The following is a 26,620-nucleotide window of genomic DNA, read 5'->3' as shown; positions in this document are numbered from 1 at the left end:
ACACCTTTAATAAATTTAAGAGCAAAAAGTGCTCTTAAATAAATTTAGCTGATCAAAAGTGCAACTACCAGACCGAAGATAACGATTGTTTCTGGAATTACAGTCAGGATCAAACCTTTACCGAACAGACTTTCGTTCTCTGCCATTGCACCTATTGCTGCACTACCGATGTCCTTTTCGGCGATTCCGGATGCAAGACCTGTAAGTCCTACTGCGAGTCCTGCTCCGATTGCCTGTAATCCTGCTGGGTCCATCATGGTTATTGTTGATGTTACTGGTTCTGCCATATTATTTTTCCTCCGTGTATTTTCTTATGTATCCGAATGGATCGTATTTGCGTCCCCCGCCTTCGTAGAATTTACCGAAGAATTCTACATACTGTAACCTGAGTGCGTGTAAACCGGGGGCAATGATACTCAGGACAGTGTTTAGAGCGTGTCCGAATAAGAACACTACAATTGCAAAGATGGTCATTCCGCCAATTGCAGTACCTGGTTCCCAGATCATCTCAAAGGCGATCAGGTTGACAGTTGATGCAATGTAGATGGATGACAGTCCGACAGCTATTATACGAGTGTATGAAAGGGAGTTACTGAGAAGTGCCGGTAACTCGATGGGGCCTTTGATACCCTCTCCCTTGACAAGCATTATAAATCCTATAAGGAATACGATGACTCCCACTGCGACTGGGAGCATTCCCACATAGCCTAATACTGCAAGAAGGATGCCGAGTTCTACAACTATCCAGCTACCCTTTTCGAGTAGAGCTGCCGTAAAACCATGTTTTCTGTTTTCATTAATGAAACCCAATACATAACCTATGTTGATGTGGATAACACCAATAAGAGCGGTCAATACTATCAGGGTCATTACAAGATGTGTCCTATGTATAGGATAAGTGAACATTTCTCCGCCAATAGGCGATGCGAACAGATCTATCGTCTCGAATCCCGCTATAAGCCCGGGTTCCCCGTGGTAGCCTGCAAGCGGGAATCCAAGTATCTCGCCGTATAATATTCCAAATATCAGTGTGGATATCTGACAGTATATGAGAATGTTCATAAGAGGTTTGATCGCATCCGAGCTCACAAACTTCTTGATACCAAAGGCAAGTGTCAGAAGGATCAGTGCATAGCCAATATCACCCAGTATCATTCCGTAAAACAGTGGAAAAGATATGAATATCAAAGTAGTCGGATCGATCTCCTTGTACTTCGGACGGGCATACAGATCCATTATCTCCTGGAATGGGGCTGATGCTTTTGGGTTATCGTACTCTATAGGGACCCTGTCCTCGTCATCTTTTGTCATTTCCTGACCTGATACGAAAGCACGGCCGTTAGTCGCCGAACTGACTACCTGTTCAAGTTCACTATAGCGCACAGTAGGCATCCAGCCGTCAATTACGAATGTACTCTCTGTGGTCGCAATTCGCAAAGGCGCTTCTGACTTTTCAGTCTCGATGGAAAGAAGCTCGTTGCTTGCAAGAATGAAATCAGCGTACTTCAGATTGAGTGATTCGATATCAGCATCTGTAGATCTGATCCGGGCGACAATGTCAGCTTCCTTTTTCTCTATGTCTGCAAGGATGCCGGATGGTACGCCACTGACATCAGGAACTCTGAGTTCTTTGAACTGTACGTTTGCCAGGGCACTGGAAACCTCTTCTGACTTTTCCTTTGCAACAAAAAGCACTACTACGCTGGCCTTTGGGTCATAAAAGAGTTCATAAGAGGACGTAATCTTTGAAATAGCAGGTTCTACGTTCTCCTGCACATGGCCTGCAAATACAGCAAGGCTTTCGTAACCACGATACAGATCAAGATCAAGGTCTATGTTGATGAAAGGAAGTAATTCTTTCCTGAGGGACTCGGTCTCTTTAAGTTCTGCTTCAAGTGTGTCCTTTTTCTCAGCAAGGACACTCACTTCTGAGTCCAGTTCGTTAAGCTTGGTGTCAAGTTCTGAAAGGATTGTACTTGCATCCTGTCTCCGGGCTGCGACTTCTTTTACACCGAGCAGGCTGCCGATCGATCTGATCTTAATGAGTTTCTTTGAGATCTCGCTAATATTTTCAAAGGGTCTTCCTATCTTGAGGCCAGAGTCATCTTCAATGTAATCTTCGATCTGGAACAGACTTGCCTTGTGCAGAGCATCGACCGTTTCTTCAAGGATATCCTTGTGGCCAACAATTACGGCACGAGTCATCTGTTTTGGTTCAAGCATGGATTGCCCTCTCAAATTCTGCCAGGAGATTTTCGACCGCTTTGTCCTTTTTCAATGACGCTTTCTCAGCAGCGACCTTCGCTTCTTTTTCGCCATCCTCTATGATCTTTTTCTTTTCTGAAGCGATATACTCTTCAGCAGATCTCATTGCACTTTGTGCTGATTTTTGTGCATCGGCTTCGGCTTGCTTTATTATTTCCCTTGCCTCTGCACGTGCACTGGTTATGCGGTCGTGTTTGCTTTTAACACCGGCCTCAACCATTTTTCGTGCATTGCCTTCTGCATCTTTAATTTCAGATAAGATTTTGTCTTTGGCCATGCTAATCCTCATGTCGTGATTGATTATTATAAATCCCGAGTAATGCAGTCCTTCTACTGCGAAATGACATATAAAGGTTTCGTAGTTCCCATGCATCTGGTGGAGCATGGTTTTCACGAAATAGGCTGTGTATCCTGACCACAATCGTAATATGCAGCTTAATAAGAACGGTCTTTCCTGGCCTTTTTCGGGGGACCGGGATATTTTAGATCATAATTCCTGATCGATCCAATTCTGTATGTAATCTTCAAATTATTTTATAGCGTGGTAAGATTTTCAACTCTGAAAGGGAGCTGTTCTCCTTGCGGGATAGTATGTATATACTTCTTCCTGAAATCCGGATTGCGCATCATGCAGTAATCTGCCGAACACTTGTAGGCTTCGTGCCTGCCCATGCGTTCCCATATTGTGGAAAGTTTCTCTTCGCGAACATTCCCGAAGGAAAGTGGCGTATATGCACATGGGAGTACGTCACCGCCGGCAGTAGTATGCATCCAGCGTTTTCCTGCAAAGCAGCCGAACTGGTCAGGACCCATGAAATAAGGCAAGGCTGTAACCCTTGGACCTTCCGCTTTCCGGTTTATGGTCTTCTGGAAATCTTCCAGGCGTTTAACATCTTTATTACTGATGACCTCATCCTCATGCTCCAGCCAGCGGCCCACAGCAACTATCTCGTATACGGTCATCTCGTGCATGCCCATATCACATGCGAACTGGTAGAATCCGTCCAAATCATCTATATTGTATGGTGATATCACTACGAAGAGGTCTGCAAGTATGCCTGCATCAAGAGCGTGTCTTGCTCCGCTTACCATTTTCCCGAAAGCACCCTCACGTCCTCTCACCTTGTCATGCTCCTTCTCATCAGGGCTGTCAAGGCTCATGTGCACTGCGAAAAGACCGGCATCCTTCAGTTTCCCGGCACGTTCCTCATCCAGGGCAAAACCTGATGTGAAGCAGGTTGCGATTGCCCTGTTCTTATCAACCCTTTCGACCATTTCAGGAAGGTCCTTACGTAACATTGTCTCTCCGCCATCGAATGAGACATAATAACTACCCAGATCAAGGGCCTGTTCAATTGTGCTGTTGATCTCATCGAAGCTCAACTCGGGATCAGTGACTATACCTGCAGCTCCGCAGTGGATACAATCGTAGGGGCACTTTCCGGTGATGCCTATGGATAACTGATCAGGTACTCTTTTTTTGAGTATGGAGGCAACCTGTGAACTGATCATGCGGTTGAACGCCTCGCTTGGCATGGGGGGTACCCATGTTGAGAAAATGATATTCTCTTCATCGGAAGATATAGGTCTTTCTTCCTGGAATATCCTGTTTATTCGTTTTATTATAGGCTTTGCCACAGGGGACAGTGGTCCTTCTGTATCGAGTACAACTTTTCCATCTACCGTGCCTGCATTCACTTTTAACACAGATTTATCGTAAACTTTCATAGATACACCTAAGAATTGGATTGATTTTCCTCAAGGATGTTTGCGGGTAGCATGTCGAGAGTGATCAGATTGCTTATCATCAACAATTTATCTTTGGCATCTGACGTGCTGAACTCGTCCAGTATCTCTTTTGCCCTGTTCACATAGGAGTTGACCTCTTCAACGGTCACTCTCACTGCTTCCTCGTGTCCCATGCTGCGGCGAAGGATCTGCGGCAAGGTGACTGACTCATATGTTGACTGCTTATCCTCCAGCCTGTCAAGATATTCAAGAAGGTCATCTACTATCTGATATGCGTTGCCAACGCATTCGCCAAAATCTCTCAGCTTGAGGGCCAGGTCCCTGTCCGCGCCAGCAACATAGGCACCGATCGCCGCACTTGCAGCAAACAAAGCTGCTGTCTTCTTTGAAATACAATCGAAATAGTTATTTTTCCTGAACTCACGACCGGCACTGGAAATATCAATGGTCTCGCCTTCGGCCATGTACATCCCTGCCCTTCCGAACTCAAGCACAGAATCAGTCCCGTATGATGATATAAGTGAAATGGCTTTTGATATCAGAAAATCACCACAAAGTATGGCTGCAGGAACACCGTATTTCTTGTGGGCCGATTCAATTCCTCTGCGTATTACGCCGTCATCAAGCACATCATCATGTATGAGGGACGCGGAATGTATAAGTTCGATAGCAAGGGCCGCATCGACACTTTTTTGGGAGTGCCCTCCGCAAAGCTCTGTACACAGAACAAGTATGATCGGACGGATGCTTTTGCCACCGGAGCTGCATATGTGCAGCATCATCTTTTTCATGTTCGAACTGTCATCCATTGAAGCAACAAGCCCGTCCATTGAAGCTTTAATCAGCTGATATTCTTCAAGATCCTCTATTTCCGTCATACTTTTTCTAGCCTGATCATTCCGTGTATTTTGAAGGGCAGCCCATCACGATTCTGTTAGCTTCTATCCTGTCGTGCGAGACCATCATGCCGGTTATACTAATACCTTTTCCTTCTGTGAGATCTGCGGGAAGTGCTCCCTTATACTCAACTTCGATCTCGAATGTCTCGTCCTCTACATCCTGCAGTATAAATGATATCCCGCTGGTTGAAATGTCAAGGGTGCCATTCTTGATCACTCCCATGGTATCAACTTCATTATCGACATATCGGTCGGGGTTTTCCCTTAATTCCGATATCATTGGATAGCCCTGGGAAAGGTCCACATTCCAGAGTCCGACGACTCCTACAAAGAATATAAAAAATATCGCAAGAACAGTCTTCTGTTTCCTGTCCATTAAAGCACCTTCAGTTGGTATAGATTACTCTTTTAATTTCCTGCACTTTTTTCCCAGGGACCTACGGACATGTAGCAGGTGAATGATATATATTGCAAGTATTATCCATGTATATACAAATGCAATCTCTAAAGAACTTATTGTATTCACCTCTCATTGAAGGTCCGATCCCTGGTCGTTCAACAGACTTTGTTAAGACCTCATTATCTGTTTGTGATCAGTTCTCCGGCTCGTAAGCCGTGCACTAATATTGAATGAACTGTGTACTAATGACTAATTATTAATACGGGTGTGCACTAGTATAGTGCCATCCTATAAAAAGTAAATGAAACTCAAACTTCTGATATACAATTGATGAATATGGTAAAAGCTCCAAGACTCATAGCATGGGAAACAACCGCAGGATGTAACCTTTCCTGCAGGCACTGCCGCGGGGCATCGACCTCTGAAAAACCAAAAGGTGAGCTCACAACAGAAGAGGCAACGCGGTTCATCGATGAGATTGCACAGATGGGAAACCCCATACTGATACTCAGTGGTGGCGAGCCTCTTGTTAGGGATGATATCTACGAACTGGCACAATACGCAACCTTAAAAGGCCTCCATGTGGCCTTTGCAACCAACGGGACGCTTGTAACGCCGGAAGTGGCCGAAAAGCTCAGGGATGTGGGTGTCAGGAGGATAAGCATAAGTCTGGATGGCTCAAGCCCGCAGACGCATGATGACTTCAGGTGCATGCCAGGGGCCTTCGAAGGTGCCATGAGGGGTATAGAAGCGATCAAAAAGGCAGATATTGGTTTCCAGATAAATACGACCATCACGAAACGTAATATCCGGGAGATACCTGCGATTCTTGAGATGGCAACTGAAATAGGTGCCGAAGCATTGCATATCTTCCTGCTGGTGCCAACGGGCAGGGGTAAGGAGCTGGAGGAAGAGGAAATACCTCCGGTGGAATATGAAAGGGTTCTCAACTGGTTCTATGACAGGCAGAAAACCGCAAAGATACAGTTGAAGGCAACCTGTGCTCCCCATTACTTCAGGATAATGCGTCAGAGGGCAAGAAAAGAAGGTACCGAGGTTACAGTCAAAACCCATGGATATGAAGCCATGACAAAGGGATGCCTGGGTGGGACCGGATTTTGTTTCGTATCCAGCACAGGGGAAGTCTACCCATGCGGATATCTGCCTGCACTGGCCGGAAACATCAGGGAGCAGTCCTTTAAGGATGTATGGGAAAATTCAAAGGTATTCAATGACCTGAGGGATGTCTCAAAACTTAAGGGAAAGTGTGGCGACTGTGAATATAATGAAGTATGTGGAGGCTGTCGGGCGCGCGCCTATGCTGCGTCCGGGGATTACCTTGCAGAGGAGCCCTACTGTATATACGTACCTGAAAAACAGTGATCTTAATGATATATCTCGATGATGTGGATAAAACTATACTGAACACTATACAGTATGATTTTCCCCTCGATTCCCGTCCCTATAAAAAGCTCGGAGAGAGGCTTGGTATAAGTGAGGACGAGGTTATCAGGCGTCTTGGGAGGCTGCATGACGAAGGAGCTGTCAGGAAGATCGGGCCTGTGATCAACCGTAACAGTATCGGAGGCACAAGTACACTGGTGGCTGTGAATGTGCCTGACGAAAGGATCGATGAAGTTGCAAGCTACATAAACGAATACACTGAGGTTTCACACAACTACCTTAGGCCTGATAGATATAATATATGGTTCACACTTTCTGCTTCAGAAAAGGGGAGGATATATGAGATACTGGATGAGCTTAAGGCAAAGACCGGACTTGAATTCATCAACCTGCCTACAAAACGTTTGTTCAAGATAGGTGTAAGGTTCAATATAAGGTGAGATTATGGACGAAACAGAAGAAAAGATCATAAAACTCACTCAGAACGGAATACCGCTTACACCCTCTCCATTCAGGGACATAGCCAGCAGTCTCGGGCTCACCGAGGAAGATGTCGTCACAAGGATTGAGGCGATGCAGGATAAAGGTATCATACGACGTTTTGGTGCATCGATAGGCCACAGGGATATAGGTATCATTGCAAACGCCATGTGCATCTGGAATGTTCCTGACGGGCAGGTGGAAGATGTCGGCAGCACCATGGCTTCCTTCGAGGAAGTTACTCATTGCTATGAAAGGCCCAGGTGCCCTGGCTGGGAATACAATCTTTTCACCATGGTCCATTCCTATACAAGGGAGGACTGTGAAGAGGTGGCTGCAAGGATCTCGCAGGCAACCGGGATCATGGACTACAGACTCCTGTTCAGTGAGCGTGAGTTCAAGAAGACAGGTATTCGTTTGTAATCTGGTCGCAATGTTTAACTAATTTACAGCGAAAGGCAGATGGACCTGAAGAGGAATATTTCGCATGGAACCAGAGAACCCCTTCCTACCACTGCTCATAGACATGACTGGCAGAAAGATTGTCATTTTCGGTGGCGGTTCTGTCAGTGAAAGGAAAACCCTTTTATTTTCCCGGTATGCGGATGTAACGGTCATAAGCATGAGCTTCACGCCACAGATCAGGGAGGTCTCTGCAAAGGATAACGTCCATCTGGTGACAGCAGATGCAGGAAAACTATCAGGTGTTGAGATCAGCAATCTTGTGAACGGTGCATTCCTGGTGATTCCCGCCACAAACAAGAGGGAGATCAACGAAAGGATAGCTGATGCAGCAAAGAAGAAGAACATCCTTACAAATCAGGTCGATGCCATTGGCGATATTACCGTTCCCTCTGTCATCAAAAGGGGATACCTTACCATAAGCATGTCCACATCAGGTTCCAGTCCGGCCTTTTCAAGATTTGTCCGGCAAAAGCTTGAAGGTGTGATCACACCTGAATTCGCGGATATGATCAAAGTCCAGGAAAACCTGCGCATATACCTTAAAGAGAATGTACCTGATCAGAGGGACAGAAAGGACCTGTTATGGGAAGTACTCGAAAGTGACGAAGTCTGGTCCGCACTTGCACAATCCTATGAAAAAGGGTTTAACATAGCACAGGATATAGTATCTGAGAAAATAAACGAGAAAGTCCGATAGAATGTCTGCTTATAATATATTTTCCGCATCTTTTGAAAAAAAATCACCAGAGGTGTTTCGTTGACTGAGATCTCAAGTATGGTCATCACACATTCCAAGGCAAGCGTGGAAGAGATGGAAGAGGTATGGAACGATGACCTGGAGTATATCCTCCGGGAACTCTGCGCAAACGAGCTTGTATGCGAATGTGCTGTACTTAAGACCTGCAACCGTATCGAGATGTATGTTGTTTCTCCCAAGGGGAGCAGCGTATTGTTCCAGTTCGCAAAGAAGATGGGCCTTTCATCTAATATATTTGATTTTTATGATCATGAAGAATCTATAATGCATCTGCTCAGATTATCGTCTGGCCTTGAATCCATGATAATCGGGGAGGATCAGATACTGGGTCAGATAAAGGACCTTTACCAGATAGCCAAGAATCTTGGCACCACCGGAAAAATGCTGGACACAGCATTCAGTAAGGCCATACAGGTCGGTAAAAGGGTAAGGACCGAGACAGAGATAAACAGGGGTGCCTTATCGATTGCATCGGCTTCAGTAGACCTTGCAGAAGATACTGTCGGTGACCTGAAGAACAAGATGGTTCTTGTGATCGGTACCGGCGAGATGGGGACACTTGTGACCAGGGCTCTGTCCCACAGGGATATAGAATTGATGTACATTGCAAACCGGACGTATGCGACCGCAAAGCAGCTTGCCGATGAAATGGGGGGACATGCGGTCCATTTCGACCATGTCGATGAGAACCTCAAGAAGGCCGATGTGGTCATAAGTGCAACGGGAGCACCGCATTTTGTCCTGAGGCATGAGCAGGTACTAAAAGCGATGCGGTCCCGGGAAAAAGAATTACTTCTGATAGATATCGCAAATCCCAGGGATATCGATCCTTCCATTGTGGACATTCCTCATGTGACACTATATAATATAGATAATCTGCGTGTTATCAATGAAAAGAACCTGGAACTCAGGCTTGAAGAGGTTGAAAAGGTACAGGCTATCATAGATGAGGAATTCGACCTGCTTAACAAGCAATATAAACGCCAGAGGGCAGATTATATTGTCTCGGAGCTATATGCACAGTTCTACAGGGTGCGCAGCCAGGAAAAAGAGCGTGCTTTGAACAAGCTTAGTGCTTATCATACAATAGGTGAAGTCGAAAGTCGCATAATCGATGACCTGACACATTCCATCGTGAACAAGATACTTGCCGAACCAACAAAGGTCATGAGGAATGCGGCTGAGGTCGGTGACGATGAAATGCTGGATATGGTCTTTTGTTTATTCAATATCCAAAAGGCAACAGAGAAGATCAAGATCAAAGGTGGGCCGATACCATGTTCCCAGAACTTAGAATGAGAAGGTTAAGAAGCGGAAAAATAAGAGATCTCGTAAGAGAGACATCAATCTCAGTCAATGACCTTATTTATCCGATGTTTGTGGATGAGACCATTGATAGCGTGCAGAGAACAGCATCCATGCCCGGTGTTGAGCGTCTTCCGTTGAACAAGGTGGCCGATGATGCAAAGGAAGCTGCTGATCTTGGCATACCTGCACTCATCCTTTTCGGGATACCTGCTCAAAAGGACGAACAAGGCAGCTCTGCCTGGGGGGATGAGGATGTGGTCCAGAAGGCAGTTCGCGAGATCAAGAGTGAACTTGGCAGGGACATGCTGGTTATTACGGATGTCTGCCTTTGTGAGTACACGGACCACGGTCACTGCGGCATGATCGATCGCGAGAAGGGTGAGATATTGAATGATCCGACCCTGCCCCTGCTTGGGAAGACCGCGGTAAGCCATTCTAAGGCCGGTGCTGACATGGTGGCACCATCAGGAATGATGGACGGGATGATCGGTGCAATAAGATCGGCTCTTGATGAGAACAATTTCAAGGACATCCCGATAATGTCCTATGCTGCGAAATATTCATCTTCATTCTACGGTCCTTTCAGGGATGTTGCAGATTCCGGATGCTGTTTCGGTGACAGGTCTGCCTACCAGATGGACCCCGCAAACTCCAATGAGGCCCTCCGGGAAGTAGAACTGGATATCATGGAAGGTGCCGACATCGTAATGGTGAAACCTGCACTGCCTTACCTTGATATCATCTACCGTATCAAGACGGAGTTCGGGATGCCGACAGCCGCTTATAATGTCAGCGGGGAATTCGCAATGATAAAAGCAGCCGCACAGAATGGCTGGCTCGATGAGAAGCAGGCGATGTACGAGTCACTGCTTTCCATAAAGCGTGCCGGTGCGGATATGATACTAAGCTATTTTGCAAAAGACATGGCAAGAATGCTAAAATGATCTGACGGTGATCTTATGTCCTTAGATAAGTCAAGAGAATTATACCAAAAAGCAAGAACTCTCCTCCCCGGAGGAGTAAGCAGTCCGGTACGGGCGATCAAACCATATCCTTTCTATACGCAGTCAGCCAGCGGATCAAAGATAACCGACATAGACGGGAACGAGTATATTGATTGTTGTCTTGCATATGGTCCCAATATCCTGGGCCATGCAAATCCGAATATCAAAGAGGCAGTGATCTCCCAGCTTGATAAAGGCTGGCTCTATGGCACTCCAACAGAACCCGAGGTCAGTCTGGCAGACAGGATTGCTGGCCTTTACCCGAGTATTGATATGCTCCGTTTTGTTTCAACCGGCACAGAGGCTACTATGAGCGCTCTCAGGGCCGCCAGGGGTTTCACTGGTAAGAACAAGTTCATCAAGATAGAAGGTGGTTTCCATGGAGCACATGATGCGGTTCTGGTTAAAGCAGGTTCAGGAGCGACTACTCTGGGCAAACCCGATTCTTTGGGAATACCCGGGGACTTTACCAAACACACTCTTCAGGTACCTTTCAACGATATCGAGACACTGACATCTTTCATAGAGAAATATAATGACGATCTGGCTGCCTTTATTCTGGAACCCGTAATGGGCAATATAGGACCTGTCCTGCCTGAAGGGGATTACCTCCGGGAAGTACGTAAGGTCACTGAAGAGAACGATGTTGTGCTCATTTTTGATGAAGTCATCACCGGCTTCAGGCTCGCCATGGGAGGCGCACAGGAATACTACGGCGTCACCCCTGACATGACCACCCTCGGAAAGATAGTGGGCGGAGGCCTTCCGATAGGAATATTCGGCGGTAAGAAGGAGATAATGGAGATGGTCTCACCTTCCGGTAGTGTGTACCAGGCAGGTACCTTCAGCGGAAGCCCTACGTCGGTTGCAGCTGGTCTTGCAGTGCTGGACGTACTTGAGAAAGAGGATGTTCACAAAAAGCTCAGTGCAGCCGGAGATGATCTCCGGTCCGGCTTATCTGATATAGTTGCAGACCTCGGTCTGGACTACACAGTTTCCGGGCTCTCTTCAATGTTCAAGATATTCTTCGGTGACAGGCCCCTGGACTATCAGGATGTGCTGAAATGTGATAAGGAAGGGTATATTAAGTTCTTCTTCAGGATGCTGGACAGCGGCATTTTCCTGCCACCTTCACAGTTCGAGACAAATTTCCTCTCCGCCGCACATACCGGAGATGATCTCGAAAAGATACTCTCTGCCTACGAAGCGAATCTGAAATGACCGGAGCATATGCATGATTATAGGAACCCGTGGAAGTGATCTTGCCCTCGCACAGGCTAAGACTATCGAACGTATGTTGTCGGAGAGGGGAGTAAGTACTACCAGGAAAATAATCAAGACCACAGGTGATACTTTCACGGATCGTCCCCTTCATGAAGTGGAGGGTGTCGGTGCCTTCGTGCGCGAACTTGATGACAGGATGCTTGAAGGTGAAGTTGACATAGCGGTCCACTCCATGAAGGACCTCCCTACTGTCAGGCCTGAAACATTCAGGACTTCGGCTGTCCTGAAAAGGGATTCTCCTCTGGATGTGCTCCTGACTTCAGATGGTTCAAGGCTTGATGAACTGCCGGAAATGGCTGTGATCGGAACAAGCTCAATGCGCAGGCGTGCGCAGATACTTCGGTACCGTCCTGATCTTGAGGTTCAGGACCTGCGAGGTAACATCAATACCCGTATCAGAAAACTGAACGATGGTCTTTATGACGGCATACTGCTTGCAGAAGCCGGTCTGCAGCGTATGGGATGGGAGATGGATGTGGAACGGCTCCCTCCTGATAATTTCTGTCCCTCGGCAAACCAGGGGACCATAGCTGTAGTAACTCTTTCCGGGACTGAGGCCGAAGAGGCCACTTCGATGCTGGATCACCGGAGAACCCGCATAGAAACGACTATCGAACGTATCGTGGTTGCAGATGTGGAAGGAGGATGCACCGCACCGATCGGTTCTTTCACGGAGTTTGTGAACGATGAGGAACTGCGGGTCCTTGCAGAGGTGTTAGCTCTGGACGGCTCCGAGGAAGTGCGTATCGATGAGATCATTCCTCTGGACGACTACGAAGAGCATGCCCGCGCACTTGCAAGCGAACTTGTAGGTATGGGCGGAAAGGAGCTTGTCCAGCTTGCGGTTTGCCAGCTTTCGAATAAAATGTTTTGAATAAAAGGGTATTATGATAGAGATTACAGGTCTTAGGCTCAGAAACCCTGCGATGCTGGCGGCAGGAATCATGGGTACAACCGGCGCTTCCCTCATACGTGTTGCAAAAGAGGGAGCAGGTGCGGTTGTGACAAAGTCCATCGGTCCCCATCCCAAAGAAGGTCACAAGAACCCGGGTATGATAAACCTCGGATATGGTTTTCTGAATGCAATGGGTCTTCCTAATCCTTCCTATCCTGACTTCTCATATGAGCTTGCAGTAGCTAAAAAGGATGCAGGTGTTCCTGTGATCGCCAGTATATTCGGAGGTAATGCAGAAGAGTTTACTACGGTTGCCGAAGGACTGGCGGATGCGGAACCCGATGCTTTTGAGCTCAATGTTAGCTGTCCTCATGCACAGGGCTATGGTGCATCCATAGGGTGTGATGCCTGTGCAGTGGAAGGGATAACTGCTGCTGTCAGTGATATGACGGATCTGCCTGTATGGGTAAAGCTAACCCCGAATGTAACAGATATTGTCAGTATAGGAGAAGCTGCCCAAAGAGGGGGGGCTGATGCCATCGTTGCGATCAACACCGTACGTGGCATGGTTATTGATATCCACAGCGGTTACCCGGTGCTTGGTAACGTGTTCGGTGGTCTTTCAGGAGAGGCTGTAAAGCCGGTTGCCATAAAATGTGTTTATGATCTTCACTCGGCGCTTGAAATTCCCATCATCGGCGTGGGGGGCATTTCTGGCTGGGAGGATGCCGTGGAGATGATGATGGCAGGTGCATCTGCAGTGCAGATAGGTTCCGCTGTTTATGACGGGATGGATGTCTTCAGGAATGTTGCCGATGGCATCGAGAGCTTTATGCTGCAAAAGGGATGGAGCCCCGGGGATATCGTAGGGCTTGCCCACAGGAGGGAATGATGTACCCCATTGATGTTACGATCACAAAGATAGTCAGGGAATCACCTTCTACAAAGACCTTTTTCTTTGACAGGAGCTTTGAAGAAGCACTGCCGGGACAGTTCGTTATGGTATGGGTCCGGGGCACGGATGAGATCCCGATGACCCTCTCCTACAAAAACGCGGTCACTGTGCAGAAAGTAGGGGACGCTACTGCAAAGATGTTTGAACTCCGGGAAGGGGACCACCTTGGTATTCGCGGACCCTTCGGCAAGGGATTCACACTTCCGGGGCCGGATGAGCGTATCCTAATTGTTGCGGGAGGTGTCGGAGCTGCAGCAATTGTTATGCTTGCCGAATATGCCCTGTCAAAGGATGCATCTGTGACCACGATACTCGGGGCACGGAACGTCGGGGAAATGCTGTTCGTATACAGGCTCACACCATGCAAAGGACTTCATCTGACAACAGATGATGGTTCCGCTCACCGATGCGGTTTTGTAACGGACGTGCTTGTGGAGATCGATTCTTCAGCATTTGACCGGATATACATCTGCGGTCCTGAGATGATGATGAAGTGTGTCTTCGGGATCCTGGAGAAACAAGGTTCTCTGGAGAAGGCCGAGTTCAGTCTTCACAGGTATTTCAAATGCGGCATAGGTGTATGTGGTGCATGTTGCATGGACAGTGAAGGCCTCAGGGTATGCAAGGACGGACCCGTGTTCAATGGGATGCAGCTTATCGGATCGGAATTCGGTAAGTACATGAGAGGACCCGGCGGCAACAAAAAGCTATTCTAGGTTCTATGAAATGGTATCAATAATAAGGTCAGGCATGACCATTAACAAATTCTGACGGAGGCTGCCAGATGCCCCGATTTACCCGGCCTATAATTGTAGTCAGTAAATGCCTGGGTTTTGCTCCCTGTCGCTATGACGGACAGATGGTATCCTGTAGCTTTGTCGGATACATGGAAAAGTTTGTGGATTTTATTGATGTCTGTCCTGAATGTGAGGTAGGGCTGGGGATTCCGAGAAGACCGATAAGGATTGTCCTTGACGGCAAAAAACGACTTATTCAACCTGCAACAGGGATCGATATCACACTTGAAATGGAAAGATTTACAGAGTCCTATCTTGAAGATCTTGATGACTTTGATGGATTCATCCTTAAATCCGGATCTCCCTCCTGTGGTATAGGCACGACCAAAGCTTATACTGATGCAGGGAGTAATGAGTGGTCACATAAGCAGGAAAACGGTTTCTTTGCAGACGCCATCGTAAGGGAATACCCTCACCTTCCGCGAGTGGACGATGAACAGCTCAATGATGTTGTTATAAGGGATCATTTTCTGACGAAGGTATTTTCTTTGTCATCCTTCCGGGAAGCGGCTTCCTCTGTGAGTATACGTTCGCTGATCGAATATCATGCCCGTAACAAGTTTCTGTTCATGGTCTGCGATAAACATCTTATGGTATTGATGGGTAATGTTGTTGCAAACAGGGAAGGACTTCCTGCAGAGGAGGTTTTTGCAGCCTATCTTAATATGTTGCTGAAGATATTGTCAAAGCCAGCGGAAACCGGTTCCACTATAAATGCAATGATGCACACCTTCGGCTACCTCTCCAGGTATCTTGATGCCAGGGATAAATTTATTTTTCTGCAGGAGTTGCAGGGATACCGTGAGGATAGTTCCGTTCTCTCCGGGTTAAAGGAAAAGCTAATGTCCTGGGCATTGCATTTCAATGTTGAATACATCTCAGAACAAACATTTCTCTGCCCGTACCCCCGGGAACTTATATATGGTAACCAGAATCTGAATTTCAGATAGTTTCATATGTTTGATGGTATCATACTATATTGTTGTATTTTGTTGTATTTGACCGACAGGCAACAGGAGGAAGGTAAGATGGAAGACCCTGATCTGGAAAACATGGATGAGATCGAAAAGATGATCACAGGGGAGAACAATGATCCGGAAAGGACCCGGCAGGTCTGTCCTGTTTGCGGAAGTACTGATCTCTATTATGAGGCAGGGGGAGTTGAAGGTCTGTATCACTGTAAATACTGCGGATACATAGGTTCGTTCGTCGTTGATGCGAACGAAGCGATGGCAAGGCTGATCAGGAAAGAGTATGACAGCAAAGCCAGAAACATTGAGGCCTGATATATTTCCTTTTTTTAAAGATTATGGATATTGAATGTATATCCATTTACAATGCGACTGTCCGGTTCATATAATGCAGTGTTCCGCTTGGCTGAGCATCTTTTTTATACAGCTTCTCAGCACTGCTGGCCTGGGTGCGTTAGTGGTATCCTTTCAGATAAAAGGTCCTTCCTTAGTTCTACCTGGTAGTGATCAAAGATCGGACTTGAGGGTGGGCTATGTCAGGTAGTAAGAAAAACCGAAAAATATGATATCAGGTACCACATAAGTGATACCTCAAAGTCTTAAATCTAAAAAAATTAAGCTGCTGCAGGAAGAGCCTTAACTTCTGTCTTCCTGATCTCCACCCTTCTGAGCGGGTAAATATTCTTCGCATTTCTGTATATGTTTGCGGAGAGTTTTCCCATGATCGCTTCTTCGATAAACTGCTCGAAGGTGAGTTCTCCGGCGCGTTCCTTTACGATCCTGTCCATAACATCCCTTATGCCCTTTATCTGGCTTGTCCTTGCCCTTTTGACAGTGAAGCAGATGGGTTTGACCCTGATGAGGTATCCGTCCCTTGTGGTTACATCGAGGTTGGTATCGATCCTTGAGGTCTGGCGCTTGACAATGGAACGCAGGTAATCGGTTGTAATCTCGTGACCAATGAACCTTGTGTTGGCAACATCACCGTTAACATCGTTGATCTCGAGTTTGAGCTTTGTGTTGTGTTTGGTAAAGTCGTTAGCGATCTCACCAACGGTCGTTTCTACGACACGACCGATAAGCTGTTCCGGATTTTCTGCAGGAGTAACTCCGATGTTTGTCCTGCTGATGAATTCAGGTGTTTCTACATTATACCAGCTTTTTGACTTCCATTTGTCTAACTTTCTCTGTACTTTCTTTGCCAAGAAATTCCTCCAGGTGAATGTGATTCTAAATAATATGTGAGTATTAGGTGATCATTATAAGTGTTCAACGAGCTATCCCAGTATGAATAATGAAATGATATATGCACTAGATTGGCTCTCTATACAAGTCATGTCCATATATAAATAAATCGGTTACTTCTTTGCTCCGGTAAAATGCCCGGGCAAGTCCGATATATGACTCATTTTTGTTTTCTTTAAACTAATCAGTTTTGGTGTAATTTCCATATAGCAGAAATATATCATCACTAGGAAAAAAATATCTTATCTCCCTGATCTGACAAAAAGCTATTTTATGAATAAATTACATATCCTGTCCATTCACAATTGTGAATATATATGTAATTTTAAAAGATGTTAAAATGGATCACTGATACAATAGCATGGACAAGTAACAGTTCCGTTAATATCATAAATGAGCATATATGCAATAAATCTGCTATTCCATCTATATTCCTTATACATAACAGAGAGGACCACAATGAAAGACCCCCTTAAAACGATTAGGGAATCAAAACCACTGATACACCATATAACTAACTGGGTAACGATCTATGATTGTGCGAATATGACACGTACATTCGGTGCACTACCCGTGATGGCCCATGCCAGGGAGGAGTGCGCAGACATGACTAACATCGCGTCTGCACTTGTGCTTAATATCGGGACCCTGACTACTGAAATAATAGATGCTATGATCATCTCTGCGAAAGCGGCAAACGAGAAAAGGATACCTGTGTTACTTGATGCCGTAGGTGTCGGCGCTACAAAGTTCCGGGATGATATGGCAGCAAAGATACTTGATTCAGTTCACATTGACATAATTAAAGGTAATTATTCCGAGGTAGCAAAACTGGCAGGTGAGGATGCCCGGACCAGGGGTGTTGAATCAACGGCTATCGATGCTGAGCCCAGACAACTTGCAAAAAAGTTTGCAGGTTCAAGATCATGTGTAGTCGTGATGACCGGCAAGGATGACATCATAAGTGACGGTGAGAGGACCTTTGTTGTAAAGAACGGGCATGAGTCAATGGGTTACATCGTGGGGACCGGGTGCATGGCTGCATCTGTCATAGCTTCCTTCGCCGCGATCAACAGTGATCATTGCGATGCAGCAAAGGATGCTTTGTGCTATTTCGGAATAGCCGGAGAACTGGCAGCTGAAAAGTCGGTGACTCCCGGAACTTTCAAGATGCACTTATACGATGAGGTATTCGGACTTTCGGATGAAAGAGCAAAGGTAATGCTGAATATTGAGGAGTGCTGATCTGGCTACAAGGAATACTCGCCTCCTGGATCAGTTAATGATATAAAGGTTTGACCATGAGCAATAAAAGATCATTGCTGGAGCTTATTGATTTTTACCTTGTGACAGATTCAAGCCTTTCCAGAAAAGGGACGCTTTCAGATGTCGGTAATGCAGTTGAGGCAGGGTGCAGGATCGTACAGTACAGGGAAAAATCCGGTAGTACAAGGGATATGGTACTTGAAGCCTTACAGATTAAGAAACAATGTGGCAGTGAGACTATTTTCCTTGTGAACGACAGGGTTGATATCGCTCTGGCAGTTGATGCCGACGGTGTTCATATAGGTCAGGACGATATGCCTATAACCATAGCAAGATCCCTTTTAGGTGAGGACCGGATAATAGGTCTTACTGTCCATAATATCACCGAGGCGATAGAAGCCGAAAGGAACGGGGCGGATTATGTTGGTCTGAGTCCCATATTCAACACCTCTACCAAAAAAGACGCCGGGGAGAGTATCGGTCCTCAACGGATACAGGAGGTAAAAGATGCCATCAGTATCCCGGTGGTTGCCATCGGCGGAATCGATAAGCAGAACTGTGTGGAGGTAATCCGCGGCGGTGCCGACAGTCTTGTGGCGATCTCAGCAATAGTATGCAGTGACGATGTAAAAAGAGAAACAAAAGACTTTATTGATATTATCCGGAAAACGCGGCTGAAATGCTGTAATGATGACGGTCGGAAATAAAACTGCGGATGCTTTCGGATGGCATACCCGATATCCGCTTATTAAATATTCTATATGTAACCTACTTTCGAATGATTTCTTTGCAAAACATATAAAGGTTTGATAACTTAGTTTTTTCTGAGTTGGCATATTAGTGGGATGTCAACAGGAAGTGTATCCAAGTAAATAGATTTTTGTTCAATAGTGGAGGGAGTGACTGTGAAAGCCGTCCAGATCAAAGAATACGGGAAAGATATAGAGATAAATCAGGAAGTGAAAGTGCCTGAGATTTCTTCCGGTAAGGTTCTTGTTAAAGTGCATGCAGCAGGTGTAAATCCTGTTGACTGGAAGATTACCGAAGGTTACATGAGTCAGGGGAAGAAACTTAACTCTCCTATGACCCTGGGTGGGGATTTCACCGGTACGGTTACAGATGTCGGTGAAGGTGTAACGGAATATGACAAAGGCGATAATGTCTACGGCAGTGGTGCTGTCAGGATGGGTGGTTCCGGGGCCTATGCAGAGTATTTGTCTGCCGATGCGGGGCAGATATCAAAAAAACCGGCAAAAGCGAATAATATAGAAGCAGCAGCTTTGCCTCTTGTGGGTGTGAGTGCATGGGATGTGATCTCTAATAAGATAGATCTAAGAGAAGGTCAGAAAATTCTCATACATGGTGGTTCGGGTGGTATTGGCTCAATTGCCATCCAGGTCGCAAAATATCTTGGCGCATATGTTGCAACGACTGCCAGAAAGGATAAAGCAGATTATCTTAAGGAAATCGGGGCCGATGAGATTATTGATTATAAGAACGAGAGATTTGAAGACCGGTTGCATGATTACGATGCAGTTTTTGATACTGTAGGCGGAGATACTTATAAAAGATCATTCCGGATACTTAAGAAAGGCGGAATCATCGTTTCAATGCTCGAGGAGCCTGACAAAGAATTGATGGATAAATATCATGTAAATGCCATGGGACAATTCACCCGGATCAACAGTGCAATCCTGGAAAAGCTGGCAGAGCTCTTTGATAAAGGTATCATTAAAGTAAATGTTGACAAAGTTTTCCCCCTGGATAAAGCCGGACAGGCTCTGGAGTATCAGCGAAACAACAGTGTCAAGGGTAAAGTTGTGATAGAAATAGACTAAGGGCCCCTTTTCTTTATCTTTTGTACAGGATTTTCTGGATTACCCTGTAAAATAAAGTGGTCAGAGGAACCTGATCCCCTGTGGGATTTCCCCTGCTCTTTTCCTGAATTCTTCCGGCCAGTTCCCAGGCTCAAGTCCTTTTTGTGCAAAGAATGCAGAAGCCCATCTCTCAAGACCTACACCCGAACATCCGGACCAGAGTTCCTCTCCCGACTGAGACTTGACATTGAATCCCGAGGGGTACTTGTTACCGTTCACACTGACATTCTGGAACTCCAGCCATTCGCCGTCCTCGCCGCGATATGGCAGGACGGCTTCATAGTCAGTTGTGCCAGCTTCAGTCTGCTCGGAAACACCAGTTAGTCCTTCCTGTGCCATAAACCATGGTGTGACCCATGCCTTTCTCCACTCAAGATCGAGTATCTCATTGAAGATATGCATGTATCTGTCATGCAGCTGTGTAGCGGTTTCGAGAACCTGGTGCTTGTTGCCTACCCAGAGTATCTCTATCCGGTGGAACTCATCCACGCGCTCCATCCCATGTATGCCGCCGCTCTCATACCTGTGCGAGGTTCCTGACCTGTCGAACACCTTTATAGGGAATTCGTCGGTGGGTATTGTCTCTCCCTGCAGGTATGTCCAGAACGGAGGGCACTGTGCATAACACATTCCGCCGATGGGGTCGCCTATCTTCTCTTTTATGAGTGATGTCGGGACCTCGTGTGTAACCTTGTAATGATCGATGACCTCTTCCCAGAACTCCGGATCACGGGTCTTCGGCGGACATACGTAGTATATTTCCGGATAGACTCCCTTTGCATGTCCAGATTTCTGCCAGACCTCCCAGGGAACAAGTTTCGGGAAGATCATCTCCCTGTATCCCAGAGGCTCAAGCAGTTCTTCAAGTACTATTCTCTCAAAAGTCCTGAACATCCTGGTAGACTGCGGACCGTGAATCCACTGCCCCCTGCTGGCACCTCTTTTGAGCCATCCTGCTTCCATCATTGCCCTGGTTGGGTCCTCGGTGAAATTATGCTCCTTCTTCTCGCTCTGCCAGAGAATGTGCCAGTGTTCGGTCTTTCCACCATAGGATTGCTGCTCGAGCTTGTCCTCCATCAGGGAGAGTATCCTGTCAGGCACACGGTTTGACATGGCAGCCTCATCCACATCCAGCTCAAGCCTGATGATGCCATCCTCATAAGTTATTCCGGTGACATAGGGGATCTTCATCTGCGGAAGTTCTTTTTCGGATGGCACTTCAATAGTATATGAGCCAACCTCTATCCCGCGAATTCCAATCTTAAAATCTTTTCCAAGCTTTCCTGCAAGGGGTTTTCTCATGCGGAGCAATGCATCGTGTACACGCACGTGCCTGCCGGACTCTATGGTGAGTTTTATCCTGTCTCTTTCAATATCCCATGCAGTGACCTTTGCACCCTGTCCCTCAGGTGCACCCTTCGTGAGTATGGTCCTGTTAGCCTCATCGATATATCCGCCGATAACATCTGCCGCTTTTGTTGCATCTGCACTTGTCCTCAGTGAACACTCAAGCCTGAACTTAAAGTCCGTTGTATCTCCATTTCTGGGCGGTTCATCTGACGGACAACACTCAGCTCTTTTTTTTGGCTCCATTGTAATTCCATTCCTTATTTATGATATGAGTAGATGAGCAGTAATCGATTTTATAAATAATTTTTATCTGGTTACTTTATTCATGATGTACCTTTTGCTAATTAAGGGCTTCTCTTTTTGGAATGGCCCCGTTTCCCTTTGTTCGGTTAGCCTTTTATCGGGAAAACAAGTATTATTCCCCGGGTAAGGCCTGAGAGGAAAATGGCTCGAATGAATAATTCAGAAAGGATGTGCGCAATTGGCTATAAATAATGATCAGAATAAAGAAGAAGTTCCTGATCCTTCATCTCAGATACAGGAGCTGATCGACGGCGGGTTTGAACATCTGGAAAAAGAGATTCGAAAGTGCGCAAATTGCTCTCTACACGAAGGTGCTACAAATCCTGTTATTATGAAGGGTTCCCGTGACCCCAATATCCTTTTTATCGGAGAGGCACCAGGTAAGACCGAGGACATGACCGGCATACCCTTCAGTGGGAGGGCCGGAAAGAAACTCGATGAAATGATCGGGTATATGGGATTGTCGCCGGACGATTATGCTGTGATCAATGTTCTGAAGTGCCGCCCTCCGAACAACCGAAAACCCCGCAAAAGTGAGATCGAGCAATGTAAGCCGTTTTTGATGGCGCAGATAAGATTCCTTGATCCCAGGGTGATTATCCTTCTGGGGAATACTGCAGAGGAAGCATTTTTCAGTAGAAAGGAAATGCAATGGGGTGTCCCCCTGGTAACGGATGAAGGTATCAGCGTTCTGAAGATATTCCACCCCGCAGCCATGATTTACCAGCGCTCAAGGATCGATGAGCAAAAGGAACTGTTAGATAAGAACAGGCATCTCTGGGAATAGTCTCATAGTTACTCATCCGGTTCCTCAAGAACCTCTTCTGCGATCTTTGCATTCATAAGCAGGTCGTCAAGGGTCGCTATCAGAGATGTGATCTTTTCTGTGGATATATATATTTTTGCACTTCCTTCTGATGTCTCAGTATGCATACTGGTCAGGTTATCAGGCGCAAGTGCCCTTGCAACCTTTTCTGCGATTAGAGGACCATTCCCGTCCCGAAACTCTATGGTCGTTCTGATCTTCATGAACCTTGCTCCTCCCTGCCGTTTCCAATCTGGCTTCCCACGATCTCATCGACTTTACTGATGAATTCTTCTGCTGTTCCCTGTGGTATGGAAGCTCCGGATGCTATGTTATGCCCTCCTCCTTCTCCACCCACCGCCCCGGAGGCTTCACGCAGTGCAAAAGCAAGGTCCAGTCCGTTTGCTACCAGTGCCCGCGTACCTCTTGCTGAGACCTTGACAAGTTCCTCTACATGGTTGACAGCTATGAATGGCATGTCAGGATTGATGTAGCGGACCATGGTACTTGCAACCATTCCTGTGGATTCCATATCATGTGTGATCAGGTAACCTATATTATCTCCTATCTGCAGTTCATCAAGCGCCTTATTTATATTCCCGACTATGGAATGCTGGTATTCGATAGCCATACTCTGTGCTTCTTCCAGGTGCTTCTGGTTATGCATACAAATTGAAAGCGCCATTCCGGCTTTTTCCATACGACCGCAGGTGTTGAGGATGGCAACCATGTCATAGACATTACTCACAAGTTCTTTGTTAAGGTAATACACATCACCGATTGAGGCATCAATTGCCTCCGGACTTGCATTCTTAGCAAGTTTGAGGGCAATGGCCGATGTAAGTTTCTTCGTCTGATCGGTTGAAAGTTCGCTGATCTTACCTTTTATCTCAAGTATGTCGAGGAACTCTTCGATCTTTTCCCTGTTACCCGTGATATCAAGGTAAGGTTCGGGTGTATATTCAAGAACATCTGCAATATCGCCGTCTCCTATCTTCAGGCCTTTGCGGACAGACACCACACCTGCATCCTCTGCTTCCTTCAGTATCGTGCCATTGACGGTATCCATGAGTTGCTTATCGCCCACCGCCCCTGCGATTGCCAGGCCGGCAAGGTTAACGTTGTTTGCATCAAGTGCCTTTGCAACCATGTAGGTGGTCCCGGAGGCGGAAATGTGCATTGCCCCATCTATTCCTACAAGATGGGGATTAACAATGACCTTTGCAGGAGATTCCCCGACCGGAACATGGTGGTCAAGAACTATTATCTCCTGGCTGATGCGTGATATTATTTCTGACTGCCCGCTTCCCATATCACAGAAGAGGACAAGATCCTTCTCTGCGGCGCTTTCTATCACCATATCCACGACTGCATTATCCAGCATTGGTACTATCGTAGTGTGAAAACGGATACCCTTTTTCATGAGTGCACGGCATATTATGGCTGCGGATGTCAGTCCGTCAGCATCGTTATGGGATATGACACGCACATACTTGTGTTCGTTTATGACATCAGCTGCCTGCCGGGCCAGATCTTCCAGTTTTTGGATCTCGACATTAAAATTCAATTATATCACTCAATAATGGAAAAAGGATAAAGTGCTTTAATAAGTTTTTCTTTTAGGTATGATAACTTCTCCGGGATAGCTGCAACTTCCAGCTTCCATCACCGTGCCGACATTTATACTTGTATTGATGCCGGTATGTACGTCGTCACCCATGATCACACCCAGTTTTCTCCTGCCAGAATCAACGATCTTGCCTTTTACGGGACATCTGACATTCTTGCCGTCGTGACGGAGGTTAGCCACCTTCGTGCCTGCGCCGAAATTACAGTTGAAACCGATTATGCTATCTCCAAGGTAACTGAGATGTCCTACATTGGTACCATCCATGAGTATACTGTTCTTCACCTCAACGGCGTTACCGATATGGACATTATTGCCTATGGACGTAGCCGGCCGGATAAAGCAATTGGGACCGATGTCACAATAATCTCCTATGACCACCGGCCCGATTATGTAAGCCCCGTTGCGGATTATCGTGCCTTTGCCGATACGGATCTCTCCATGGAGGGTTGCATATGGTTCTACGGTGCCTGCACATTCTCCTTTCGTGCCTTCAAGCAGCATCTTGTTGGCGTCAAGCAGGTCCCAGGGTCTGCCAATGTCAATCCATTCACTTTCAAGCACTTCATAGCCGACATTGCTTCCGGCATCGATCATCATCTGCAGTGAGTCTGTTATCTCCAGTTCGCCCCTTGTGGATAGTTCTGTCATTTCAACAAAATCAAAAATGGATTCTTTAAAAAGATAAATACCTGCATTTGCAAGGTTGCCAGGCGGGTTAAGTGGTTTCTCGATGATCCTTGTAACCCTGTCCCCATTTGTTTCTATCACTCCGAAATTGGACGGTTCATCCACTTCTTTGACAGTTATCACAGCGTCCTTCTCAGAGGATATCAGCTGCCGTATATGTTCGGAACTTACCAGCATGTCACCGTTGAGCACAATAAAACGACCGTCTACATGCCCTTTTGCATAACCGATCGCATCAGCAGTACCAAGTTGTTTTTCCTGATGCACGTACTCGATGCTGATGCCATGTTCCTGCCCTTTCCCGAAATAGTTCTTCAGGGCATCCTCATGATACCCGGTTATAAGGACAAACTCCTTTATCCCGGCAGATACTGCTGCATCGATGGTGTGCTCTATCATCGGCTTGTTAGCAATAGGAAGCATTACCTTTGGTCTTGATACGGTAAGCGGGCGCATCCTTGTACCTTCACCCGCAGCAAGGATTACAGCCTTCATCGGAGACACTCCTTCACAAGGCACTCTGTCGTCTCATAGAGTTCTTCCAAGTTCTCCTTTGCCTGTGCTGTGATGCGTATCTTGGGTTCCGTTCCCGATGCACGGACAAGCACCCATCCGCCATCCATTTCCACTCTGATACCGTCAATGTTCGAAACATTTCCCATGGGCTCCAGTTTTTGTTTTATTGCTTCCATCAGCTTTTGCTTGGACGAGTCATCACATTCTAGCGTACCACGGAGTGTTGGATATTGGGGTAAACTCCCCGTTAATTTCGAGAGAGGTGTCTTCTTGACGATATCTACAAGCCGTGCAGCGGCGTATATTCCATCCGGGCAATAGGACAGCTTTGGGAAGATCCAGCTCCCGGATGGCTCGCCACCGAAATTTGCTCCCTGTCGTTTTATCTCTTCCGCGACATAGACATCTCCTACTCTCGTCCTGGTTATCTCTGCATCCGGCAGGGCATCATCCACTATCATGGAAGTGTCAACAGGTACCGCTATCTTTGATCTGCCTTTGCACTCGAAGGATGCAAAGATGGTCAGTAATTCGTCGCCTGAAACAAAATTCCCCTTCTCATCAACTGCCATCATCCTGTCAGCATCACCATCATGTGCTATACCAAGCCTGGCATCGAGCTCTTTAACTACTTTCATCAGCATCCAGAGGTTCTTCTCGTTCGGTTCCGAGTTTCTGGCAGGAAAATGGCCGTCGAGCTGGGAATTGAGCGTGATCACCTCACATCCCATCTCCCTGAGCAGGAACGGGGTTATCGTACCACCGGCACCGCATCCGCAATCAAGGACAACTCTCATGGATGAGTTGCCGACATTGCTGAGGATCATGTCCATATGGTCCCTAACAGCATTGTAGTATGATGTTATGGTACCGACCTCATTCCATTTTACGTGTACGAAGTCCCCATCCCTGATAATGGATTCTATATTTTCCTGCTGCCTGGAATCAAAGGCCATTCCGTCGGGGTTCCACAGTTTTATTCCTATATCTTGCGCAGGGTTGTGAGATGCCGTTATCATAACACCGCAATCATAATCCCGTGTTGCATATGCAAGTGTGGGTGTTGTCACAAGACCAACACGAACCACATTACAACCTGAAGAAACAAGTCCCGCAATCACTGCATGTTCTATCATCTGACCTGCAATCCGGGGGTCCCTGCCGATGACCGCGGTCTTTTTTATCTTTCCGAGGGCCATCCCTACTTTAAGAGCCAGGTCCACAGTGATATCTTTATTTGCCACTCCTCTTATTCCGGATGAACCAAACAATTTCATTCGATGCCTCTGTTTCATTTGATGCTTCATT

Annotated in this window: 28 protein-coding genes; 16 read left to right on the top strand and 12 right to left on the bottom strand. The window is 46.5% G+C overall.

Annotated elements, in window-relative coordinates:
* Nucleotides 1–44: 44 nt before the first annotated feature.
* The 6 genes from CUN85_RS03670 to CUN85_RS03645 all read right to left on the bottom strand — a co-directional run bounded on the left by CUN85_RS03670 (nucleotide 45) and on the right by CUN85_RS03645 (nucleotide 5,289).
* Nucleotides 45–287: a V-type ATP synthase subunit K gene (locus tag CUN85_RS03670; RefSeq protein ID WP_205804343.1), complete on the bottom strand. Its 243-nt coding sequence runs from the start codon at nucleotides 285–287 to the stop codon at nucleotides 45–47.
* A 1-nt stretch (nucleotide 288) separates the two neighbouring features.
* Nucleotides 289–2,223, bottom strand: a complete 1,935-nt coding sequence (locus CUN85_RS03665; RefSeq protein ID WP_205804341.1) for a V-type ATP synthase subunit I — start codon at nucleotides 2,221–2,223, stop codon at nucleotides 289–291.
* On the bottom strand, nucleotides 2,216–2,542 hold the full coding sequence (ahaH, locus tag CUN85_RS03660; RefSeq protein ID WP_135388979.1) for an ATP synthase archaeal subunit H: 327 nt from the start codon (nucleotides 2,540–2,542) through the stop codon (nucleotides 2,216–2,218). The genes CUN85_RS03665 and ahaH overlap by 8 nt, the downstream gene beginning before the upstream one ends.
* A gap of 257 nt (nucleotides 2,543–2,799) precedes the next feature.
* A complete protein-coding gene (locus CUN85_RS03655) occupies nucleotides 2,800–3,993 on the bottom strand; it encodes a radical SAM/SPASM domain-containing protein (protein WP_135388978.1) in 1,194 nt (397 codons plus the stop codon).
* Between the two features lie 8 nt (nucleotides 3,994–4,001).
* Nucleotides 4,002–4,892: a polyprenyl synthetase family protein gene (locus CUN85_RS03650; RefSeq protein WP_135388977.1), complete on the bottom strand. Its 891-nt coding sequence runs from the start codon at nucleotides 4,890–4,892 to the stop codon at nucleotides 4,002–4,004.
* A gap of 16 nt (nucleotides 4,893–4,908) precedes the next feature.
* Nucleotides 4,909–5,289, bottom strand: coding sequence for a cytochrome c maturation protein CcmE domain-containing protein (locus CUN85_RS03645; protein WP_135388976.1), 381 nt, complete (start codon nucleotides 5,287–5,289; stop codon nucleotides 4,909–4,911).
* Nucleotides 5,290–5,649: 360 nt separating this feature from the next.
* On the opposite strand from CUN85_RS03645, the gene ahbD reads away from it, so the two are divergent.
* From ahbD to CUN85_RS03585, 12 genes are all read left to right on the top strand, one after another.
* Nucleotides 5,650–6,696: a heme b synthase gene (gene ahbD, locus CUN85_RS03640; RefSeq protein WP_135389126.1), complete on the top strand. Its 1,047-nt coding sequence runs from the start codon at nucleotides 5,650–5,652 to the stop codon at nucleotides 6,694–6,696.
* Nucleotides 6,697–6,701: 5 nt separating this feature from the next.
* Nucleotides 6,702–7,157, top strand: coding sequence for a siroheme decarboxylase subunit alpha (gene ahbA, locus CUN85_RS03635; RefSeq protein ID WP_135388975.1), 456 nt, complete (start codon nucleotides 6,702–6,704; stop codon nucleotides 7,155–7,157).
* A gap of 4 nt (nucleotides 7,158–7,161) precedes the next feature.
* Nucleotides 7,162–7,620, top strand: coding sequence for a siroheme decarboxylase subunit beta (ahbB, locus tag CUN85_RS03630; RefSeq protein ID WP_135388974.1), 459 nt, complete (start codon nucleotides 7,162–7,164; stop codon nucleotides 7,618–7,620).
* Nucleotides 7,621–7,684: 64 nt separating this feature from the next.
* Nucleotides 7,685–8,359 carry a precorrin-2 dehydrogenase/sirohydrochlorin ferrochelatase family protein gene (locus CUN85_RS03625; protein ID WP_135388973.1) on the top strand — a complete coding sequence of 225 codons (675 nt, stop codon included), beginning with the start codon at nucleotides 7,685–7,687 and terminating at the stop codon, nucleotides 8,357–8,359.
* A gap of 60 nt (nucleotides 8,360–8,419) precedes the next feature.
* Nucleotides 8,420–9,718: a glutamyl-tRNA reductase gene (gene hemA / locus CUN85_RS03620; protein WP_135388972.1), complete on the top strand. Its 1,299-nt coding sequence runs from the start codon at nucleotides 8,420–8,422 to the stop codon at nucleotides 9,716–9,718.
* Nucleotides 9,697–10,671 (top strand): porphobilinogen synthase, encoded by a 975-nt coding sequence (hemB, locus tag CUN85_RS03615; RefSeq protein WP_135388971.1) that lies wholly within the window; start codon nucleotides 9,697–9,699, stop codon nucleotides 10,669–10,671. The genes hemA and hemB overlap by 22 nt, the downstream gene beginning before the upstream one ends.
* A gap of 15 nt (nucleotides 10,672–10,686) precedes the next feature.
* Nucleotides 10,687–11,952, top strand: coding sequence for a glutamate-1-semialdehyde 2,1-aminomutase (hemL, locus tag CUN85_RS03610; protein ID WP_135388970.1), 1,266 nt, complete (start codon nucleotides 10,687–10,689; stop codon nucleotides 11,950–11,952).
* Between the two features lie 13 nt (nucleotides 11,953–11,965).
* Nucleotides 11,966–12,889, top strand: a complete 924-nt coding sequence (gene hemC / locus CUN85_RS03605; RefSeq protein WP_135388969.1) for a hydroxymethylbilane synthase — start codon at nucleotides 11,966–11,968, stop codon at nucleotides 12,887–12,889.
* A gap of 13 nt (nucleotides 12,890–12,902) precedes the next feature.
* The gene (locus CUN85_RS03600; protein ID WP_135388968.1) at nucleotides 12,903–13,802 is read left to right on the top strand and encodes a dihydroorotate dehydrogenase; all 900 of its coding nucleotides are present in this window, start codon (nucleotides 12,903–12,905) and stop codon (nucleotides 13,800–13,802) included.
* Nucleotides 13,802–14,581 carry a dihydroorotate dehydrogenase electron transfer subunit gene (locus CUN85_RS03595; RefSeq protein WP_135389125.1) on the top strand — a complete coding sequence of 260 codons (780 nt, stop codon included), beginning with the start codon at nucleotides 13,802–13,804 and terminating at the stop codon, nucleotides 14,579–14,581. Before CUN85_RS03600 ends, CUN85_RS03595 begins: the two co-directional genes overlap by 1 nt.
* Before the next feature lie 68 nt (nucleotides 14,582–14,649).
* Nucleotides 14,650–15,612: a YbgA family protein gene (locus CUN85_RS03590; protein WP_135388967.1), complete on the top strand. Its 963-nt coding sequence runs from the start codon at nucleotides 14,650–14,652 to the stop codon at nucleotides 15,610–15,612.
* Nucleotides 15,613–15,690: 78 nt separating this feature from the next.
* The gene (locus tag CUN85_RS03585) at nucleotides 15,691–15,948 is read left to right on the top strand and encodes a TFIIB-type zinc finger domain-containing protein (RefSeq protein WP_235856176.1); all 258 of its coding nucleotides are present in this window, start codon (nucleotides 15,691–15,693) and stop codon (nucleotides 15,946–15,948) included.
* A gap of 299 nt (nucleotides 15,949–16,247) precedes the next feature.
* Here the strand turns inward: CUN85_RS03585 and CUN85_RS03580 are convergent, their stop codons facing one another.
* Nucleotides 16,248–16,838 (bottom strand): 30S ribosomal protein S3ae, encoded by a 591-nt coding sequence (locus tag CUN85_RS03580; RefSeq protein WP_135388966.1) that lies wholly within the window; start codon nucleotides 16,836–16,838, stop codon nucleotides 16,248–16,250.
* A 499-nt stretch (nucleotides 16,839–17,337) separates the two neighbouring features.
* On the opposite strand from CUN85_RS03580, the gene thiM reads away from it, so the two are divergent.
* From thiM to CUN85_RS03565, 3 genes are all read left to right on the top strand, one after another.
* On the top strand, nucleotides 17,338–18,123 hold the full coding sequence (gene thiM, locus CUN85_RS03575; protein WP_135388965.1) for a hydroxyethylthiazole kinase: 786 nt from the start codon (nucleotides 17,338–17,340) through the stop codon (nucleotides 18,121–18,123).
* Nucleotides 18,124–18,179: 56 nt separating this feature from the next.
* Nucleotides 18,180–18,851, top strand: coding sequence for a thiamine phosphate synthase (thiE, locus tag CUN85_RS03570; RefSeq protein ID WP_135388964.1), 672 nt, complete (start codon nucleotides 18,180–18,182; stop codon nucleotides 18,849–18,851).
* Between the two features lie 192 nt (nucleotides 18,852–19,043).
* Nucleotides 19,044–19,982, top strand: coding sequence for an NADP-dependent oxidoreductase (locus CUN85_RS03565; protein WP_167848773.1), 939 nt, complete (start codon nucleotides 19,044–19,046; stop codon nucleotides 19,980–19,982).
* 60 nt (nucleotides 19,983–20,042) lie between these two features.
* Here the strand turns inward: CUN85_RS03565 and CUN85_RS03560 are convergent, their stop codons facing one another.
* Nucleotides 20,043–21,614: a serine--tRNA ligase gene (locus CUN85_RS03560; protein ID WP_135388962.1), complete on the bottom strand. Its 1,572-nt coding sequence runs from the start codon at nucleotides 21,612–21,614 to the stop codon at nucleotides 20,043–20,045.
* A 238-nt stretch (nucleotides 21,615–21,852) separates the two neighbouring features.
* Between CUN85_RS03560 and CUN85_RS03555 the strand changes: the two genes are divergently transcribed.
* Nucleotides 21,853–22,461 (top strand): uracil-DNA glycosylase, encoded by a 609-nt coding sequence (locus tag CUN85_RS03555; protein ID WP_328591224.1) that lies wholly within the window; start codon nucleotides 21,853–21,855, stop codon nucleotides 22,459–22,461.
* Nucleotides 22,462–22,469: 8 nt separating this feature from the next.
* On the opposite strand, the gene CUN85_RS03550 is transcribed toward CUN85_RS03555, so the two are convergent.
* From CUN85_RS03550 to glmM, 4 genes are read right to left on the bottom strand one after another with little or no spacing between them, the layout of a single operon-like run.
* A complete protein-coding gene (locus CUN85_RS03550; protein ID WP_135388961.1) occupies nucleotides 22,470–22,703 on the bottom strand; it encodes a KEOPS complex subunit Pcc1 in 234 nt (77 codons plus the stop codon).
* Nucleotides 22,700–24,046 (bottom strand): single-stranded-DNA-specific exonuclease RecJ, encoded by a 1,347-nt coding sequence (locus tag CUN85_RS03545; RefSeq protein ID WP_235856175.1) that lies wholly within the window; start codon nucleotides 24,044–24,046, stop codon nucleotides 22,700–22,702. Before CUN85_RS03545 ends, CUN85_RS03550 begins: the two co-directional genes overlap by 4 nt.
* Before the next feature lie 36 nt (nucleotides 24,047–24,082).
* Complete coding sequence (gene glmU / locus CUN85_RS03540; protein WP_135388960.1) at nucleotides 24,083–25,291, bottom strand: bifunctional sugar-1-phosphate nucleotidylyltransferase/acetyltransferase; 1,209 nt, start codon at nucleotides 25,289–25,291, stop codon at nucleotides 24,083–24,085.
* On the bottom strand, nucleotides 25,288–26,589 hold the full coding sequence (glmM, locus tag CUN85_RS03535; protein WP_135388959.1) for a phosphoglucosamine mutase: 1,302 nt from the start codon (nucleotides 26,587–26,589) through the stop codon (nucleotides 25,288–25,290). The genes glmU and glmM overlap by 4 nt, the downstream gene beginning before the upstream one ends.
* Nucleotides 26,590–26,620 lie beyond the last annotated feature (31 nt).

It is taken from the genome of Methanolobus halotolerans (assembly GCF_004745425.1).
GTDB classification, from domain to species: domain Archaea; phylum Halobacteriota; class Methanosarcinia; order Methanosarcinales; family Methanosarcinaceae; genus Methanolobus; species Methanolobus halotolerans.
This window is presented reverse-complemented; position numbering and strand designations above follow the sequence as displayed.

Bases quoted from the DNA above. Each gene is read 5' to 3' on its own strand.
- CUN85_RS03645 (WP_135388976.1), bottom strand. From the start codon at position 5,289: ATGGACAGGAAACAGAAGACTGTTCTTGCGATATTTTTTATATTCTTT.
- glmM (WP_135388959.1), bottom strand. From the start codon at position 26,589: ATGAAATTGTTTGGTTCATCCGGAATAAGAGGAGTGGCAAATAAAGAT.
- thiE (WP_135388964.1), top strand. From the start codon at position 18,180: ATGAGCAATAAAAGATCATTGCTGGAGCTTATTGATTTTTACCTTGTG.
- CUN85_RS03590 (WP_135388967.1), top strand. From the start codon at position 14,650: ATGCCCCGATTTACCCGGCCTATAATTGTAGTCAGTAAATGCCTGGGT.
- hemL (WP_135388970.1), top strand. From the start codon at position 10,687: ATGTCCTTAGATAAGTCAAGAGAATTATACCAAAAAGCAAGAACTCTC.
- CUN85_RS03595 (WP_135389125.1), top strand. From the start codon at position 13,802: ATGTACCCCATTGATGTTACGATCACAAAGATAGTCAGGGAATCACCT.
- CUN85_RS03600 (WP_135388968.1), top strand. From the start codon at position 12,903: ATGATAGAGATTACAGGTCTTAGGCTCAGAAACCCTGCGATGCTGGCG.
- CUN85_RS03655 (WP_135388978.1), bottom strand. From the start codon at position 3,993: ATGAAAGTTTACGATAAATCTGTGTTAAAAGTGAATGCAGGCACGGTA.
- CUN85_RS03625 (WP_135388973.1), top strand. From the start codon at position 7,685: ATGGAACCAGAGAACCCCTTCCTACCACTGCTCATAGACATGACTGGC.
- ahbB (WP_135388974.1), top strand. From the start codon at position 7,162: ATGGACGAAACAGAAGAAAAGATCATAAAACTCACTCAGAACGGAATA.
- ahbD (WP_135389126.1), top strand. From the start codon at position 5,650: ATGGTAAAAGCTCCAAGACTCATAGCATGGGAAACAACCGCAGGATGT.
- CUN85_RS03650 (WP_135388977.1), bottom strand. From the start codon at position 4,892: ATGACGGAAATAGAGGATCTTGAAGAATATCAGCTGATTAAAGCTTCA.
- thiM (WP_135388965.1), top strand. From the start codon at position 17,338: ATGAAAGACCCCCTTAAAACGATTAGGGAATCAAAACCACTGATACAC.
- CUN85_RS03585 (WP_235856176.1), top strand. From the start codon at position 15,691: ATGGAAGACCCTGATCTGGAAAACATGGATGAGATCGAAAAGATGATC.
- hemC (WP_135388969.1), top strand. From the start codon at position 11,966: ATGATTATAGGAACCCGTGGAAGTGATCTTGCCCTCGCACAGGCTAAG.
- CUN85_RS03550 (WP_135388961.1), bottom strand. From the start codon at position 22,703: ATGAAGATCAGAACGACCATAGAGTTTCGGGACGGGAATGGTCCTCTA.
- glmU (WP_135388960.1), bottom strand. From the start codon at position 25,291: ATGAAGGCTGTAATCCTTGCTGCGGGTGAAGGTACAAGGATGCGCCCG.
- hemB (WP_135388971.1), top strand. From the start codon at position 9,697: ATGTTCCCAGAACTTAGAATGAGAAGGTTAAGAAGCGGAAAAATAAGA.
- ahaH (WP_135388979.1), bottom strand. From the start codon at position 2,542: ATGGCCAAAGACAAAATCTTATCTGAAATTAAAGATGCAGAAGGCAAT.
- ahbA (WP_135388975.1), top strand. From the start codon at position 6,702: ATGATATATCTCGATGATGTGGATAAAACTATACTGAACACTATACAG.
- CUN85_RS03670 (WP_205804343.1), bottom strand. From the start codon at position 287: ATGGCAGAACCAGTAACATCAACAATAACCATGATGGACCCAGCAGGA.
- CUN85_RS03560 (WP_135388962.1), bottom strand. From the start codon at position 21,614: ATGGAGCCAAAAAAAAGAGCTGAGTGTTGTCCGTCAGATGAACCGCCC.
- CUN85_RS03665 (WP_205804341.1), bottom strand. From the start codon at position 2,223: ATGCTTGAACCAAAACAGATGACTCGTGCCGTAATTGTTGGCCACAAG.